The 1,457-nt window shown below is 38.8% G+C and carries 3 protein-coding genes; all 3 read left to right on the top strand.

Annotated elements, in window-relative coordinates:
• Nucleotides 1-40 precede the first annotated feature (40 nt).
• On the top strand, nt 41-487 hold the full coding sequence (locus tag PSI23_RS21380; protein ID WP_273556959.1) for a hypothetical protein: 447 nt from the start codon (nt 41-43) through the stop codon (nt 485-487).
• Between the two features lie 7 nt (nt 488-494).
• The gene (locus PSI23_RS21385; RefSeq protein ID WP_273556960.1) at nt 495-974 is read left to right on the top strand and encodes a hypothetical protein; all 480 of its coding nucleotides are present in this window, start codon (nt 495-497) and stop codon (nt 972-974) included.
• Nucleotides 975-1,104: 130 nt separating this feature from the next.
• Nucleotides 1,105-1,457, top strand: a 353-nt coding sequence (locus PSI23_RS21390) for a DNA circularization N-terminal domain-containing protein (protein WP_273556961.1), incomplete at its 3' end; no start/stop codon positions are given.

A 1,457-nucleotide genomic window follows, 5' to 3' on the forward strand; every position in this document is an offset into this window, starting at 1 on the left:
AATGTAATGTGGTCAATTTTTTATTGTAAAACAGGAAGCAATGATGAAAAAATTATTCGTCGTCATTCTGACGATTTTTTGTGTGGCATTCGGTTCACTGTCTCATGCGAATTCTTTGGAAGTTCCCGATAAGAAGACCTGCAAACATAGAGTCGTTAATGAACTGAATTCATTCCAAAGGAGAATTTATCATTTTGGAAATCAAACGTTTCAATTAGATAGAAAGGGCATGAAACATATACTTGAGCGTCATCATCCTTGTTTCTGGAATGGTTCAATTAAAGATACGCAAAGTTTTTTATCGCCTGATATGTCAGTAAAGGAGATTGTTTACGTCATTCAGAGTATAATGCATGAAAATAGACATGTTTTAATAAAAAAAGGATGCAAAAGATTTTATCAAATTAAAGGACTATACAAAGGTCACTGGTATAAAGTTGGATTTGATAGAGGAAGAATTGCCCAGTTTTATCCAATCGTAGAATAGAGGTAAAATGAAAAATATAAATATTAATTCATATATTAAAATCGGAGATGAGTTTATTGATTTTTTTCAATATGAAGGCAATATAAAATGCGATATAGACGACATTGATTATGTTGAAGGTGCATTGGAATTAACCATCAACGGTAAACCCCTTATCACTAAAGCAATGTGGGATGATACCAACCACCTTTGGGGTTATTTCACGGAGGGGTTATCATTAGTCTATGAAAATAAAGAATTTGAATGTGGCTTTCCTGATCAACCAATAGAAGTGAAGTTCATCCCATTAAAAGGGCATAGACGAGTATGTGTAAGTGTGCGTCGCCCATTTCGTCCAGAGGTGAAAACTTCTATCGAGAAAAATGAATTTTTAATTGCAATGCGGGATCATGCAATCAAATTTTTCGAAAGGTTGGGATACTTAGCTCCTGAAACAATACCCGCCACGGCCTATGCCATACAAGATTTGAAAAAAATTAAATTATGATAGCGATGATATAGTCGACATCATAAGTAGAGATAAATTATATAACTAACCCGCTCCGCGCGGGTTTTTATACCTAAATCTATGCCGCCTCGTGCGGTTTTTTTTATGTCCAAATTTAAGAGGAGCATGTATGGCCTTTATTAACGATGCCATTTCCTCATTGCTGGGTGGCGGCAATGACGCATCATGGAAATGGTCAGAACATTTGCATCCTGCCTCATTTCGCGGCGTCCCATTTGCCGTCATTTCCGGTGAGAGTGTCTTTGGTCGCCGTCAGGCCGTACATGAATACCCGTACCGCGATACTGCGTGGATTGAGGATTTAGGCCGGGCAACCCGAAAAATTACGTTGCGTGGATTTATTGTTCAGGACAGTCGGGTTTATCACGCGCCCGATGTGATCACCCAGCGTAAAAATCTGGTTGCCGCCTGTGAGACAGGCTCGACAGGCACATTAATCCATCCCACGCTGGGTGAATTAAC

The organism is Xenorhabdus yunnanensis (assembly GCF_028598805.1).
GTDB lineage: Bacteria > Pseudomonadota > Gammaproteobacteria > Enterobacterales > Enterobacteriaceae > Xenorhabdus > Xenorhabdus yunnanensis.